At 61.2% G+C, this 17,062-nt stretch carries 3 protein-coding genes; all 3 read right to left on the reverse strand.

The annotated features are described in order from the left end of the window. Positions 1-6,177, reverse strand: a 6,177-nt coding sequence (locus MWN76_RS20525) for a non-ribosomal peptide synthetase (protein ID WP_250465011.1), incomplete at its 3' end; no start/stop codon positions are given. Between the two features lie 20 nt (positions 6,178-6,197). Beyond that, positions 6,198-7,079 carry a hypothetical protein gene (locus MWN76_RS20530; protein WP_250465013.1) on the reverse strand — a complete coding sequence of 294 codons (882 nt, stop codon included), beginning with the start codon at positions 7,077-7,079 and terminating at the stop codon, positions 6,198-6,200. A 256-nt stretch (positions 7,080-7,335) separates the two neighbouring features. Further along, positions 7,336-16,911, reverse strand: a complete 9,576-nt coding sequence (locus MWN76_RS20535) for a non-ribosomal peptide synthetase (RefSeq protein WP_250465016.1) — start codon at positions 16,909-16,911, stop codon at positions 7,336-7,338. Positions 16,912-17,062 lie beyond the last annotated feature (151 nt).

The raw sequence follows: 17,062 nt of genomic DNA on the forward strand, positions 1-17,062 counted from the left end.
CTCTTCCAGCAGCAGCGCCGGCGCATCGCCGCGCGCTGCGGCCTGGTGTGCGATCAGCTCCGGCACCGACAGCGATTCGTGCTGCGGCGCAGGTCCTTCTGCCAGGGTGGCCAACTGGGTGCGTTCGGCGCTCGGTAGCAGATCGAGATCGCCGACTGTACGGTGCTGTGGAGATACCAATGCCTTCAGCACGTTATCCAAATGAATAAACAGCCGCTGCATCGCCTCCCTGGTAAACCGGGAAGTATCGTAAGTTAATGTGAATTGCAGGCTGGTGTGCGGTGAGACGCCAAGCACCAGTGGATAGTGCGTATTCTCATGCCCTACCCCGCCAGTGATACCGGCCTTGTGCATGGCCGAGGCCGCTTGTTCCACCGGCTGGCTATGGAAACCCAACACGGTATCGAACACGGCTTGACCTTCGTCCATCGCCGCCAGCTTCACGATCTCGGACAGTGGCAGATATCCATAGATCTCGCGTTGGCACTGGCGCTCATGCAAGTACTGCAGCCAGTCCACGAGACTTTGGTCGCGCACCAGGGGCACCACCGCGGGTACGGTGTTGACCATCAGCCCGACAATGTCCTCTACACCGGGAAGTTCCGCCGGGCGGCCGGATAAGGTTATGCCCGTTGTCACGCAATCGCGGTTACCGTAGCGTCCCAGCAAAAAGGCCCAGGCCGCCTGCGCTATCGTGCTGACCGTGATGCCATGCCGTGCGGCGAACTCCTGGAGTGCGGCGTGATCGGCTTTCGCCAGGGTGTGACGCAGCGAGTGTTTGCCGGCAGACGCCGCAGCGGAAGTCTCGATCCCGACGACAGGTTCGGCCGGCGCCGTTCCTGTCAATTCCCGGGACCAGAATGCGCGTGCTTCCTTTCCGCTATGTTGCTGAACCCATTCGATATAGCTGTGGTATTCGGCAACTGCCGGTGCGATCGGTTTTCGTCCCTCGCGCAATGCCTCATACGCGATCAGCATATCGCGGTACACCACGCCCAGGCTCCAACCGTCGAGAATGGCGTGTGAGCACGACCAAACGAAAACGGTTTGGCCAGCGTCCACCTGAAACAGTGCGAACCGCGCCAGTGGCGCGTGCCTGGGATCCAGAGGCCGCTGGATGTCATCACGAAGATACGTGTCGATTGCCGCCTGTTGCTGCTTCGCGGGGAGCGGACCCAGGTCCTGCTCGTGCCAGACCAGATTGATGTCACGCAGTACCAGTTGCAGGCTCTGCTCACGATCCAGACCGACGAACACCGTGCGCAGCACCGAGTGACGGCGCACCACCCAGTCCCAGGCGCGCTTGAACGCCGTCGCATCGAAGTCCGACGGAAATCGCACAAGATTCTGTGTCGAGTAACTGGAACTCCCTTCCAACTGAGCGTGATAAAGCATGCCCAATTGGTTTCCCGAGGCAGGATACAGGTTCTCGATATCGCCAAATTCGCTCTGCCACCGGTCGATATCGACCTGCGTGACAGCACATAACGGAAAGTCGGGCGGCGACGCCCAACTGCGTGTCTGCTGTCGGCAATGAACCAGCACGCGTCGAAGCGCCCGCTCAAATGCGGTCGCCAACCTCGCCGCGTCACCACGACCGAAATGCCGGCCGTCGAAATCGATCTGGAAACTCAGCCGCCCGTCAGTAACGTGGCCGTTGAAGCCCAATCCATATTCGCGGTGACGACGCCTGTCGACGTCGAACCCGGTGGCTTCCGGCGCCCGCGTGAAGCGGCTGGTCTGCCCCATCTGCTGGTCGAATTGTCCCAAGTAGTTGAAGACAATGGCGGGTCGGATTGTCAGGCGGTCACCGTACAGATAGCTGAGCCCCAGGTGCGGCACCCGCCTGAGAACCTGTTTGGTGTGTAGAATCGTCGCGCGCAGACCTTCCTCGTCGATGCCGTGCGCGGCGAGGCGGACGGGATACAGCGAAGTAAACCATCCCAGGCACTGGCCAAGATCGATGTCGTCAAACAGACCGTCGTCACGACCGTGAGATTCCAGATGAACGTCGTGATGCCCTGCTCCATTCCAATCCACCAGCGCCATCGCCAACGCGGCCAGCAGCAGGTCGTTGATCTGGGTGCGATAGGCATTGTGACTGTCTTGCAGTAACGCTGATGTTTCTGCGACGTCGAGTGTGGCAGTCACCCTTTGCGTGTCGGCCAGCGTACCGACCGCACCGTCTTCCACATTGCCCTCGCAGGCTGCCGTGGCAGGCCAGTGGGCCTGCGCTTCCAGTTTGCCCTCGGCCGAACACCATTCCGCCAACCGACGGCTCCATTCCTGAAATCCAGTAGCCTTGGCCGACAACTGAATAGACTCGCCACGTTCGTACTGCGCCAGCGCCAATGCCAGGTCGTCCAGCACGATGCGCCAGCTCACGCCGTCAACGATCAAGTGGTGGAACACCATCAGCAGGCGTCGGTCATCCGGCTGATCGGCGTCAAACAGCACCATCGAGAACAAACGGCCCCGGGTAATACTGATTGCAGACTTACAGGCGTCGCCGACCGTCTCGATCCGCTGCAGGCGTTGATCCTTATCCAGTCCGCTCAGGTTCTCGAACGCGAACGCCGCCAGCGGATCGGTCTGATCGACCGGTTGGAACCACGCCTTCGGCTGTGGGCTGTCCAGCTCACCCAGGCGAAGACGCAGTAGATCGTGGCGAGCGTAGAACTCGGGAAGGAAGGTAGCGAAAAAAGCCTCATCCAGGCTATTCGGCACGTGCAGCAAAGCGGATTGCAGGAAGCGATCTTCATATCCGTCTCGCAACGCGAGGAAGCGGCGCTGGATTGGTAACAGTTCCAGTACACCGTCGCTGGCTGCCTGGTCAAAGCCGGCCCCTGCGCTGGTGTCAGCCTCCAGCAGAGCGGCGATACCTTCTACGGTGCGTGCCTCGAAGAATTGTCGCGAGGTGATCCGATACCCGTGAGCATTGATCCGGGCTACCGCGCGAATCGACAGGATCGAGTCGCCGCCCAACGCATAGAAGTTGTCCCTTAACCCGACGCGCGTCTGAGGTAGCAACTCACCCAGCACCTCGCAAACCCGGTGCTCGGCATCGGTTCGCGGTGCAACGTACTCGTGCTGGACCGAGTCGCCCTCTCCGGGACACGGCAAGGCAGCGGCATCGACCTTACCGTGTGCAGTGAGCGGCAATGCCGTCATCGGCACATAGGCGACGGGCACCATGTAGTCCGGCACACGCTGTTCCATGAATTCGCGCATACGGCTGCGGCTTTGTGCGGTGGGTACTTCATCACCCAGGACGAAGTACACAACCAGGCGCGATTCGTCGTGCCCACCGCCCTGCCAGGCCTTGGCGTGGACAGCGGTCACGTCGGGGTGGCTGGCCAGGGCCGCTTCGACTTCGCCAAGTTCGACGCGGAAGCCACGAATTTTCACTTGTTGGTCGACGCGCCCCTGATACTCGATTTGCCCGTTCGGCAGCCAGCGCACCAGATCGCCACTACGGTACCAGCGTTCGACCGGACCGCCATCCACACTGCGCAGCGTGAAGCGTTCTCCGGTGAGTTCTGGGTTGTTGTGGTAGCTGCGGGCCAGGCCGATGCCGCTGAGGTAGAGCTCGCCGACCGCGCCTAGTGGTACGCGTCGGCCATTGGCATCAAGGATTTCGCAACGGTGATTGGCGATCGGACCACCCATGTGCACGCGGTCCTCACCGCAATACTCGCCTATGGTGGCACACACGGTGGTCTCGGTCGGTCCGTAGGCATTGTGGAAACGTCGATCTTGCGACCACTTCCGGGCTTCAGCCAGGCCGATCGCCGCGCCCCCAACGATCAGGTGACGTAATGTTGGCAGGCTGTCGCGCTCGAAGGCCGCGAGATAGACAGGAGGGAGGATCGCATGGGTTACGCGCTGGCGTTCCAGCAGGCGTGCAACGGCCGCCGGGTCGAGCCTCTCTTCGGGATCGGGCACCACCAGGCTGGCACCGTTGCACAGTGCTATCAGTAGCTCCCAGGTCGCCGCGTCGAAGCTGATAGAGGAGAACTGCAATATGCGCGGGCGACTCTGCCCCTTGTCGTCAAGCTCGAATAGTGCCGAGTGCGCCAACGCCAGGTTGACGGCACCGCGATGCTCCAGCAGCGTGCCCTTTGGCAGGCCTGTCGAGCCGGACGTATAGATCATATACGCCAGATCTTCGCCCGCCACCTCGGTGTTGGGCGCTTGTCGTGGGCGCTGTGCCTTTGAGGCAAGTATCGTATCGATGTCTATGACAGTGACATCCCGGTCGGCCAGGGCGGCGCTCTCACCATCACTCAACCAGATTCGGGCACCGCTATCACGCACGATATGCTCGATGCGCAAGGCGGGATAACCGGGATCCATCGGCAGGTATGCAGCACCGGCTTTCATCGTCGCCAGTGCAGCCACCGGGAATGCACGTGGATGATGCAGGCAGATACCAACGATATCGTTACGGCCTACGCCGCGCTTTACCAGCGTGTGGGCCAGTGCGTTGGCTTGCTCATCCAGGGCACGATAACTCAGGGTTATGTCGGCACACACCAGCGCCGTGGCTTCTGGCTTCGCCCGCACTTGCCGCTCGAAAAGCCTGTGCACAGCGATATCTTCGACGGCGCGGGAAGGTCCGCTGCCAATCCGGGACAGCAATGCCCTCTCTTCATCGCAGAGCAGTTGGAGTTCGGCGACTGGACACTGCGGCATGGCGACGATACTGCGCAATAACTGGACAAAATTCGCCGCCAGACGCGGCATCGTCGCGGAGTCGAACAAATCGGATGCGTACTCCCAGGCGAACACGAGTCCGTCACTGGAAGAACGTGCAATCAGGCTCAGGTCAAACTTGCTGCCAGTTTCGATACGACACTGGGCCGAACGGACGAGCGTCGATCGCGTATCTCCCTTTGTACCTTCCTGGCCACTTTCCTCGAACACCAGCATCATCTGCAGCAGGGGATTGTGGCTGACGCGGCGAGGGAGTTGCAGCGCGTCTATGAGCATCTCCATGGGTACACTGTGATGCGGCAGGTCGGCCACGAAGTCGGTGCTGGTCTGTTTGAGCACATCCTGGAAGGAGGCGCCGGGAGCGATCCGGGTTCGCAGTGGCACGACATTGGCCAGATAACCGACGATTCCTGCGGTTCCGGATAGTGCTCGATTGGCAACCGGTGTGCCGAACAGTACGTCGGCACTGTCGCTGTAGCGTGCCACGAATACGGCAAATACGGCCTGGATCGCGCTGAATATGGTGCAGCCGTGATCTGTTGCCAAAGCGCGCAGTGCCCCGCTGGTCGCGGCATCCAGCGCAAACCGATGACGGTCGCCGCGATGACTCGGTGTCGCCGGACGGGGCTTATCCACAGGGAACCGGTGCAGCTCCGGGATGCCGGCCAGACGCCGTTTCCAGTGGCCGATATGGCCGTCAATGGATTCTTCGTGCAACTGTGACTGCTGCCACACGGCATAGTCACTGAAGCGGTGTGGCAATGGTTCGACCGCAGGTGTATCGCCTCGAGAGAAAGCGTCGTAGGCGTCATTGAGTTCATCGACGATTAACTCCAGCGACCACCCGTCAACGGCGATGTGGTGCATGGTCAGGAACAGAAGCGATCCCCGACCATTGCGATGCATCAGATCAGCGCGGATCATGAAATCGACAGCCAGGTCGAAGGCTTTCCCGGTCTGTGCCGCCGTCAACTGCTCGGCAAGTGCGTCGCCGTCGCCGGCCTCACCGTGGTCGACAATCTGGAAGTTCTGCGCATCAAGCAGGTAGGGTGCGGCCACACCTTCATCATTGTCATTGCGGATCGCTGTACGCAGCGGTTCATGTCGTTCTATCAGAGAACGCAAGCTTGCCCTCAGGGCGACGACATCTAGCTTCGTCCGGCTCTCCAATACCAACGGTACGTTATAGACAGCGCTTTGCCGGTCGTACAGGTGCTGGAACCACAGCCTCTGCTGTGCGTATGACAGTACCGGTTCGCCCTGTGTGTTTGGCAGGGATGACTGCGAAGGTGCCTGGTGTTCGGTCAGCAGGGCGATCAGTGCCTGTTTATGAGTGCGTACCATGGCCTTGATACGTTCGGGGATAACCCCCCGGGTGGCCGAAAGGCGAAGATCCGCGCGTTCGACGGACAAATGCAGGCCGCATTCCTTGCACAGTTTATAAAGCTCGACAGCGTTCATCGGTTCCACGTCCTCTGGTATCAGGCAAGGATGTCGCTACGGCTGCGCGACAACTTAAGCAGACTGCGGTCGTATTCTTCCGTCATATCGTGGAAAAATTCCTCCTTGAATTCGGTTAGCTTGCGCACGACTGTCAGGCTGCGCTGGGTGAACTTATGCGGTTCCAGGAAAGTGAGCAATTCGGCCTGGCGTGACTGCAACTGTGGGCGCAGCGCATCGAACACCCGATCCAGATCTTCCTTGTGATCCTTTTCGCTGCTGGTGGTGTTGTGGAAAGCCATGATGCCGCCGTCGCCACGGATATGGGCATAGGTTTCGTCGTAGAAGCGCTTCTTGTTGCCGAAGTCGTTCCAGGCGAAGTCGATAGGCAGGCGCTCTTGTGGTACCAGCTTTACGTAGTCGGTGACACGGCAGCCAGCGGTCAGCGTGAAGTAATTGTCCAGTTTCAAGTCGGTAACCAGATGCGACAGTTTCCGTACATAGGCATCGTCGCTGGGTAGTACCTCAAAGGTGAACAGCCGGGGCTGATGACTCCTTGTATAGAATGAGGGAATCGGTACCACTGGCTCCTGTCCGTAAACTTCTTGTGTGGTGGCGTCCAGCAGCCAGTCGTCGGGCAGCATCGCGGCACGTGCCGGATTGGAAAGGTTGGCGAAATGCTTTTTTACCCGTCCTTTCAACAACTTCTGGTTAAGCTTGAAATCGGCCTCATTGTCCTTCAGTGCCTGTAGGATGTATGGCGTCGTGTAACCGCTACCGAACTCGACTACGGTCTGCGGCTTGAGCATGCGGATCAACGAGTACAGCAGCGGTGCAACATGTTCTGTCCCCGACAGGTGCTGGAACGGTGTAATTTCGGCAATGACCTTGCCGACGAACTCCTCGGAAAATCCCAACTTCATTTCAGTCCCCACCCTTTCCTTAAAATGACCAGCTTATGGCCGGGTGAATCGGCCCGGCTCCGTTATACGCTAAACCCTACCCAATGCCGGGTTCGACTAGTGGGCCGCTCGCAAAGTTAGGTAACAGTTCGCTTCGCCAAATCGTCCAGCTCTGCGTTGAGAAAGCTTGAAATAACGCTGCTATTCCAGCGCTTTCTCGCCTTGATCTGAACGATTTGGCTGTGCTCCTTTGTCACCGAACTTTACAAGCGGCCCACTAGATCACCATCTCGTCACTGACGGCATGCGTCTGCGACTGATCCCTTTCCGCCAGTATGCGTCCCACATCAATCCACTCTGCGAGACGGCGGATTGTCGGCCGCTCGAACACCGCACGGATTGGCACATTCAGCTGCATTGAATCGGTAAGCTCAGCAACCATACGTGTGGCCAGCAACGAGTGACCGCCGAGCTGGAAAAAATTGGCGGTGACGCTGACCGTCTCCAGTCCCAGCAACTCTGCCCACAACCGGGCGAGTAACTCCTCGGTCTCGTTGGCTGGTGCCTCGTATGCCGCAGCCGCGGCTCGTTGCGGCTCCGGTAGCGCATTGCGATCAATCTTGCCGTTGGCGGTCAGTGGCAAAGCCTCCAGCACAGTCAGGCTGACCGGGTGCATATATTCCGGTAGCTGCGCAGCCAGGTGGCTGCGCCAGGTGGCTTCGGTTGACACCGACGCGCCCGGCTGTAGTACCGCATAGGCCACCAACTGCGGCTCCTGCTCTTCGACAGGCTGGTGTACGTTGACGACCGCATCTGCAATCTCGGCCAGGCCGTGCAAGCACTGTTCGATCTCGCCCAGTTCGATCCGGTGGCCTCGCAGCTTGATCTGCTGGTCGATCCGCCCCAGATAGCGCAGCTCGCCATCGTGGCGCAGCTGGACCCGGTCGCCGGTGCGGTACCAACGCCGCATGCCGTCCAGCAGATCGCGCTCGATAAACTTCTCGGCAGTCAGTGCGTCCCGCTGCCAGTAACCGTGTGCCAGTGCCGCGCCGCCCAACCACAGTTCGCCGACAGCACCGATCGGCACCGGCTCTCCATCCGGTCCCACGACCTGTTGATCGACATGGCGCAAACGCCCGCCCAGCTCTGATACTGGGGCGACTTGCCGACCGTCGAGAGCAAACGCCTTCATATGCGTCCACACTGTCGCCTCGGTGGGGCCGTAGCAGTTCCATGCGCCCGCCCCTATACCCGCGAGCCATTGGCCCAGCGACTCGGGTACAAACTCGCCGCCTACCAGTACCTTTAATCCGGCCTGCTTTTGCAGTCCCGCTTCGCGCAACAGTTTCCAGGTCACCGGTGTGGCCTGCAGGACATTGACTTCCCATTCGGCGATCAATGCCGCCAGTGCGTTGCCGTCCTGTGTCGTTGCGCGATCGGCCAGCACCACGGTGCCGCCTTGTGACAATGGCAGGAACAGCTCCAGTACCGAAATATCGAACGACACCGGCGTCACCGCCAGCCAACGGTAGGTTGTCTCTGCAGCCGTGGACAGCGTCGTGTGCGCGCTGTCTAGCAGGTGAACGGCCGCGGCATGGCCGATCATCACTCCCTTGGGCTGGCCGGTGGAACCGGATGTATAGATCACATAAGCCAGGTCATCGGCTGTGGCTGTGTCCTCGGCATTCCATGCATCGCTGTTCACGACGTCGATGGTGTCCAGAGGCAGGCAGCCCACCTCCACATCAGCCCAACTCGCCAGGTCGAGACAGGCGCGGTCACCCACCAGCCAGCGCGCGCCGCTATCGGCCAGCATGTATCGCAGCCGTTCGGTTGGATACGCCGGGTCCAGTGGCAGATAGGCTGCACCAGCCTTGAGGGTGCCCAGCAGGGCCGCGACCAGGTCGGCATGACGCTCGGCGCACACGCCGACCACGCCACCTGGGCTTACGCCCTGTTGGCGCAGGTGGCGGGCCACGGCATTGGCCCGGGTGTTCAGGTCCGAATATGTCCACGATCGTTCGCCATCAACCAGGGCGATGGCATCCGGTGTCCGTCCCACTTGCTGCTCGAAGCGGGAATGTAGGCTGAGGGCCGTCGCAGTATTGCGCGCATCCTGGCGATGCCAGCCGAGCAGGCTGCGCCGGTCTGCCGGCGTTATCACCGGCAGCTGCCCCACGCGTTGTGCCGAGTCGGCGGCGATGCCTTCCAGCAGGCAGGCGAAGCTTCGCGCCCAGGCCCGCACGCTGATCTCGTCAAGCAAATCGCTGGCGTAACGCCACGACAGCGATAGCCCGCCGTCGGGTGCTTCCTGAATGGTCAGAGTCAGGTCGAACTTACTTACCGGGCGTTCCAGCGGGTAATCGGCGAAACGCAACGCCTCGCCCAGATCCAGCGACGCGCGCTCGTTGTTCTGCCACAGCAGCATGATCTGGAAGAGCGGATTGTGGCTGAGCTGTCGCGCCGGGTTCAGTGCTTCCACCAACAGTTCGAACGGCATGTGTTGATGTGCGAAGTCAGCCAGCAACTGCTGGCGTGAGCATTCCAGCAGGTCAGTGAAATCCTGTTCCGCTGTGACTTGAGTACGCAGCACGAGGGTGTTGGCAAACAGGCCGATCAGTTCGGCCAGCTCGGCCTGTTCGCGGTTGGCGATCGCGGTGCCGATAACGATGTCGCCCTCGCCGCTGAACCGGCTCAGCAGCACTGCGAACGCGCTCTGCACGGTCATGAACAAGGTCGTGCGCTGGCGTTGTGACAACGCCTGCAATGCCTGCGTCAACGACGCCGGCAACACCTGCCGGTACACCGCACCGCGATAGCTGGGTTGTGCCGGACGCGGCCGGTCCAGTGGCAGTTGGTGTACCTGCGGCAGCCCCTGCAGGCGCCGCAACCAGTAGTCGCGCGCCTCATCCAGGGCCGCTCCCTGAATCCACTGGCGCTGCCAGTGGGCATAGTCACGATACTGGATTGGCAAGGCGGCACGGGTATCGTGTCCACCGCCAATGGCTATCGCATACAGGGCGTTCAGCTCGCGGGTCAGTACCGCCATCGACCAGCCATCGCAGGCGATGTGATGCAGGGTCAGCATCAGCACATGGCGTTCGGCTGCGCGTCGCACCAGGCAGCCTCGCAGCATCAGGTCCTGAGTGAGATCGAACGGCGTCGCCGCGTTCTCCTGGGCGAGTGCCGCAATGGCGCGGTCCTGTTCGGACTCGGCAAGATCACTCACATCCCTGCGTGCCAGGCGGAACCCGGGTGCTGGCTGGGTTACCTGCAGCGGTCCGGAGTCACCCTGGCGTATCACTGTGCGCAGCACGGCATGGCGTTCGATCAGCAAGTGAATCGCCCGCTCCAGCGACGCAGCCTCCAGTGCGCCGTCGATGGCCAGGCTCCAACTGGCGTGATATGCCCCCTGGCTGGATTCCATCTCGGACAGAAACCAGATACGCAGCTGTTGATACGACAACGGGACACCGCTCTCCGACTCGGGGACCGGTTCAAGAAGGGGGCGCACCTGTTGTGGGCTGAGCCCGCGTTGTGCATCGATATGGACGGCGAGTTGCCGGATCGTCCTGGCCTCGAACAGTTGCGACAGCGGCAGCGCGACCTCGAACGCCGTTTCAATCCGGGTCAAAAGCTTCATCGCCAGGATGGAGTTGCCACCGAGCTGGAAGAAATTGCCAGCCACGTCAACTTCCGTAAGATCCAGGATCTGCGCGAGTGCCTGGCACAGGAGCACTTCGGTGGCGGTTTGCGGTGCTTCTGATGGCGCCCCAGGTTCGATCAGACCTCGCGGTTCCGGTAACGCGTTGCGATCGATCTTGCCATTCTCCAGCGTTGGGAGGTACGCCAGTTGTACAAAAGCGGACGGGAGCATGTAGGCAGGCAGGACTGACGACAGCGAAGTGCGCAGATCCACGACGAATCGAGTCCATGCCGCTTCATCCAGGCTCTGCTCTGGAACGACATAGGCGACCAGGGATTTCTCCTCGCCGCCCAGTGGCAGCGCACGTACCACTGCCTCCCGCACACCGGTCGAGTTGCCGATACATGCGGTGATCTCATCGGTCTCGATGCGATAGCCGCGCACCTTGATCTGGTCGTCGATACGTCCCAGGAACTCGATCCTTCCGTCCGCGCGACGACGCACCAGATCGCCAGTGCGGTATAGCCGCCGCTTCATGCCATTCTCGAAATAGTGCTCGACAAAGCGCTCGGCGGTCAGCGTGGGTTGATTCAAGTAGCCCAGTGCCAGGCCCACGCCACCGAGGTACAGTTCGCCCGTCACGCCCTGGGGCACCAGACGGCCGTTAGTGTCAAGCAAGTAGCAGGCCATGTTGTCGATGGGATGGCCGATCGCAACGCCCTGCCCCACGTACTCTTCGGCGACGGCGCAGATGGTAGCCTCGGATGGCCCATAGGCGTTGAACAGTCGATGATCGAGCGACCAGGCAGTGGCCTGCTCGGGCCGGATAGTCTCTCCGCCGACGATGATCGATTGCACATCACGTAACTGTTCGGGCGGTAGTAGTGCCAGTACTGAGGGAATGAGCATCAGATGGGTAATGCCCTGAGCCTCAATGTAACGCGCCAGCGCCAGCGGCTGCGTTTTCAATGCATCGCCGACGATATGCAGTTCCGCGCCAGTACACAACGCAAGGAAGGTTTCGCAGGTTGCGACGTCGAAATTCATCGACGCGTACTGCAGGACTCGGCTATCGGGACGTACAGCGAACAGCTCGCGCTGCGACAGTACGTGGTTGACCAGACCGCGATGATGCAGCAGCACGCCCTTGGGACGGCCGGTCGACCCAGAGGTGTAGATCACATATGCCGGCGCGTCCTCAACGGCTGGCGGCGCGGCCGGGAGCGGCGGTACGGCCTCAAAGGCTGCGCCCGCATCGATCTCGATCACGTCCATTGTCGATACTTTCCGCCACCTCGATGCCATCTGTCCGCTGCCACGGTGCACGAGCAGATGAACGATACCCGCCTCGGCGACCATATGCTGCAGACGGGCTGGCGGATGAGACGGATCCAGAGGCACGTAAGCGCCCCCGGCCTTGAGAATTGCCAGCATCCCGATTGCCGACTCCAGTGACGGCGACATTAACAGGCCCACGCGTTCACCTGACCCTACACCGGTGGCTCGCAGTCTTGCCGCGACGGCATCGGCCCGGCAGTTCAGTTCACCGTAACTTAGCCGGGTATCATCGGCGATCACCGCGGTGGCGTCGGGCGTCCGCTGCGCCCACCCTTCCACCAATTCATGAACTGGCCGCTTGCCGTCTTCGAACTCGCATTCGGTACTGTTGTAGTCGAGCATCTGGCGAGCTATTTCCGTCTCGCTCAGGATGGGCAACGAGTGCACGTCGACTGCGGGCGCAGCGAGTGCCTGCTCGATCAGTCGCACCAATGCACCCGCAAGTTCGGCGATGCGCTCGGCATCGAATAAATCGGTGGCGTAGCGCCAGGCGAAGACCAGTGTGCCGGCATCCTCACGCACTGCGAGAGTCAGGTCGAATTGGCTTGAACCACGATCCTGGTCCTGCGCGACGAAACGCTCTACCTGAGTATCGGTTGCGGAGCGCGATTCGAAGTTCTGCAACACCAGCATGATCTGGAACAGCGGATTTACCGCCACCTTGCGTTCGGGCTTGAGTGAATCGACCAGCAACTCGAATGGCAAATGTTGGTGTTCGTGATCAGCCAGGAAGGTATCGCGTGCATCGCGCAGCAGGCTGTGCAGATCCTGCCCATCATGCATGCGCTGGCGCATCACCAGAGTGTTGGCGAAAAAGCCGACCACCTCCTCCAGGGCTCGATGCGGACGGTTGGCCACGGTGGTACCGATAACGATGTCCTTATCGCCGCTGTAGCGTGCCAGCAAGGCGCAGAACAGTGCCCTCAGCCCCACGAACAGCGACGCATCCTGTGAGCCCAGGAAGGATTTGAATTGCGCTGTGGTACGCGCATCCATGACCTCGCGGTGGATGGCACCACGAAAGGTCGGCAAGGCCGGACGCGGCCGATCCAGTGGCAGGCTATGCTCGGGGGGAGCACCTTCCAGACGCTGTGTCCAATAGTCGAGCAGTTGTTGCAATGTCTCGCCTTGCAGCCAACTGCGCTGCCAATCGCTGAAATCCTGGTAACTGCTCCCCGGCTCGGCCAGCCCGGCCTCGATACCTTGTTGGTGGCTGTCATAAAGATATCGGAGTTCGCGAACGAAGAGATCGACGGACCAACCGTCGCTGACGATGTGGTGAAAGGTCAGGAATATATACCACTGCGTGCTGTCGGCCTTGATCACCGAAATCTGTAGCGGGGTGTCACGCGTCAGATCAATTGACCTGTACTTCTGTTCGTCACAAAGTGCCTGTAATCGCTGCGTGCGCTCGGACTTAGGCAATGAACTCAGGTCCAGCACTGCAACCATGGGTGCGAGCGCCGGACGCACGACTTGGTATAGCGTATCGTCGTTGTATTCGAAGCGCGTGCGCAGGGCGGAATGTCGCTGGACAAGCTGGGAGATCGCGCCGTTAAATGCGGACAGGTCCAAGGCTTCATCCAGCTTCAGGAGGGTATTAATGTGGTACGCGCCGGGGACTGGACGTAATTGTTCGAGGAACCATAAACGTGTCTGCGCGAATGAAGCCAGTGTACGAACGATACCCTGACGACCGGTATTCGGCGCAGGTGACGGCAGGGGAGGTACAGCCTCCAGACTGCTGCCCTGCCCCAGTTGCGGGGCCAGGTTCCTGATCGTGGGATGCAGGAAGACCTGTTTCAGTTCAAGCGCGATACCCTGTTCAGCCAAGCGATTGATCATACGTGTGGCCAGCAGCGAGTGACCGCCGAGCTGGAAAAAATTGGCGGTGACGCTGACCGTCTCCAGTCCCAGCAACTCTGCCCACAACCGGGCGAGTAACTCCTCGGTCTCGTTGGCTGGTGCCTCGTATGCCGCAGCCGCGGCTCGTTGCGGCTCCGGTAGCGCATTGCGATCAATCTTGCCGTTGGCGGTCAGTGGCAAAGCCTCCAGCACAGTCAGGCTGACCGGGTGCATATATTCCGGTAGCTGCGCAGCCAGGTGGCTGCGCCAGGTGGCTTCGGTTGACACCGACGCGCCCGGCTGTAGTACCGCATAGGCCACCAACTGCGGCTCCTGCTCTTCGACAGGCTGGTGTACGTTGACGACCGCATCTGCAATCTCGGCCAGGCCGTGCAAGCACTGTTCGATCTCGCCCAGTTCGATCCGGTGGCCTCGCAGCTTGATCTGCTGGTCGATCCGCCCCAGATAGCGCAGCTCGCCATCGTGGCGCAGCTGGACCCGGTCGCCGGTGCGGTACCAACGCCGCATGCCGTCCAGCAGATCGCGCTCGATAAACTTCTCGGCAGTCAGTGCGTCCCGCTGCCAGTAACCGTGTGCCAGTGCCGCGCCGCCCAACCACAGTTCGCCGACAGCACCGATCGGCACCGGCTCTCCATCCGGTCCCACGACCTGTTGATCGACATGGCGCAAACGCCCGCCCAGCTCTGATACTGGGGCGACTTGCCGACCGTCGAGAGCAAACGCCTTCATATGCGTCCACACTGTCGCCTCGGTGGGGCCGTAGCAGTTCCATGCGCCCGCCCCTATACCCGCGAGCCATTGGCCCAGCGACTCGGGTACAAACTCGCCGCCTACCAGTACCTTTAATCCGGCCTGCTTTTGCAGTCCCGCTTCGCGCAACAGTTTCCAGGTCACCGGTGTGGCCTGCAGGACATTGACTTCCCATTCGGCGATCAATGCCGCCAGTGCGTTGCCGTCCTGTGTCGTTGCGCGATCGGCCAGCACCACGGTGCCGCCTTGTGACAATGGCAGGAACAGCTCCAGTACCGAAATATCGAACGACACCGGCGTCACCGCCAGCCAACGGTAGGTTGTCTCTGCAGCCGTGGACAGCGTCGTGTGCGCGCTGTCTAGCAGGTGAACGGCCGCGGCATGGCCGATCATCACTCCCTTGGGCTGGCCGGTGGAACCGGATGTATAGATCACATAAGCCAGGTCATCGGCTGTGGCTGTGTCCTCGGCATTCCATGCATCGCTGTTCACGACGTCGATGGTGTCCAGAGGCAGGCAGCCCACCTCCACATCAGCCCAACTCGCCAGGTCGAGACAGGCGCGGTCACCCACCAGCCAGCGCGCGCCGCTATCGGCCAGCATGTATCGCAGCCGTTCGGTTGGATACGCCGGGTCCAGTGGCAGATAGGCTGCACCAGCCTTGAGGGTGCCCAGCAGGGCCGCGACCAGGTCGGCATGACGCTCGGCGCACACGCCGACCACGCCACCTGGGCTTACGCCCTGTTGGCGCAGGTGGCGGGCCACGGCATTGGCCCGGGTGTTCAGGTCCGAATATGTCCACGATCGTTCGCCATCAACCAGGGCGATGGCATCCGGTGTCCGTCCCACTTGCTGCTCGAAGCGGGAATGTAGGCTGAGGGCCGTCGCAGTATTGCGCGCATCCTGGCGATGCCAGCCGAGCAGGCTGCGCCGGTCTGCCGGCGTTATCACCGGCAGCTGCCCCACGCGTTGTGCCGAGTCGGCGGCGATGCCTTCCAGCAGGCAGGCGAAGCTTCGCGCCCAGGCCCGCACGCTGATCTCGTCAAGCAAATCGCTGGCGTAACGCCACGACAGCGATAGCCCGCCGTCGGGTGCTTCCTGAATGGTCAGAGTCAGGTCGAACTTACTTACCGGGCGTTCCAGCGGGTAATCGGCGAAACGCAACGCCTCGCCCAGATCCAGCGACGCGCGCTCGTTGTTCTGCCACAGCAGCATGATCTGGAAGAGCGGATTGTGGCTGAGCTGTCGCGCCGGGTTCAGTGCTTCCACCAACAGTTCGAACGGCATGTGTTGATGTGCGAAGTCAGCCAGCAACTGCTGGCGTGAGCATTCCAGCAGGTCAGTGAAATCCTGTTCCGCTGTGACTTGAGTACGCAGCACGAGGGTGTTGGCAAACAGGCCGATCAGTTCGGCCAGCTCGGCCTGTTCGCGGTTGGCGATCGCGGTGCCGATAACGATGTCGCCCTCGCCGCTGAACCGGCTCAGCAGCACTGCGAACGCGCTCTGCACGGTCATGAACAAGGTCGTGCGCTGGCGTTGTGACAACGCCTGCAATGCCTGCGTCAACGACGCCGGCAACACCTGCCGGTACACCGCACCGCGATAGCTGGGTTGTGCCGGACGCGGCCGGTCCAGTGGCAGTTGGTGTACCTGCGGCAGCCCCTGCAGGCGCCGCAACCAGTAGTCGCGCGCCTCATCCAGGGCCGCTCCCTGAATCCACTGGCGCTGCCAGTGGGCATAGTCACGATACTGGATTGGCAAGGCGGCACGGGTATCGTGTCCACCGCCAATGGCTATCGCATACAGGGCGTTCAGCTCGCGGGTCAGTACCGCCATCGACCAGCCATCGCAGGCGATGTGATGCAGGGTCAGCATCAGCACATGGCGTTCGGCTGCGCGTCGCACCAGGCAGCCTCGCAGCATCAGGTCCTGAGTGAGATCGAACGGCGTCGCCGCGTTCTCCTGGGCGAGTGCCGCAATGGCGCGGTCCTGTTCGGACTCGGCAAGATCACTCACATCCCTGCGTGCCAGGCGGAACCCGGGTGCTGGCTGGGTTACCTGCAGCGGTCCGGAGTCACCCTGGCGTATCACTGTGCGCAGCACGGCATGGCGTTCGATCAGCAAGTGAATCGCCCGCTCCAGCGACGCAGCCTCCAGTGCGCCGTCGATGGCAATGGCCAATGGAGAATTGTAGGCGGAACTGGCGTTTTCCAGCTCCGATAGAATCCATAGGCGGTTTTGTGCGTAAGACAATTCAACGGGGTCGTCATGATCGAGCGGATGAATGGCAGGCTGTCGCGGCGCGGCTATTTCAGTAGCCTCTGTGATCGCCGCCTTTTGCGCCTCAATCAGGCCTGCCTGCTCCTCAATACTGGGCAGCTCGAACAGACTCTTCAGGGTAAAA

Source organism: Microbulbifer litoralis (genome assembly GCF_023634065.1).
Classification (GTDB): Bacteria; Pseudomonadota; Gammaproteobacteria; order Pseudomonadales; family Cellvibrionaceae; genus Microbulbifer; species Microbulbifer litoralis.